This window comes from Clostridium sediminicola, from assembly GCF_050402865.1.
GTDB lineage: Bacteria > Bacillota > Clostridia > Clostridiales > Clostridiaceae > Clostridium_AF > Clostridium_AF sediminicola.
In genome coordinates, this window is record NZ_BAABMF010000103.1 from 1 (window position 1) to 255 (window position 255).

The window sequence follows — 255 nt, forward strand, 5'->3', positions numbered from 1 at the left end:
CTCCAGTTTTGAATTCACTAGAATTACCTCTCTCATAAATGTCTCCACCTGGAGTGATTTCAGTCCACTTTATACTCTCGTTAATGTTTATTTTACTCATTTATTTCACCTCCTGAAGGGCCATTTTCAATGCTGCCATGTTACCTTCAATTACTTCAGGTTTTGATGCAAATTTATGTTCAAAAGAATGTTGCATTTCTTTTAAGAATACGTCTTCAGGCATAACTTCACTAATTTTAGCAATTGCTGCTAGCA

The 255-nt window shown here is 34.9% G+C and carries 1 pseudogene; it reads right to left on the minus strand.

Annotated features, from left to right (window positions below):
* Positions 1 to 100 precede the first annotated feature (100 nt).
* Positions 101 to 255: pseudogene (locus tag ACQ3F0_RS26950) on the minus strand (pyruvate synthase); the annotation flags it as partial.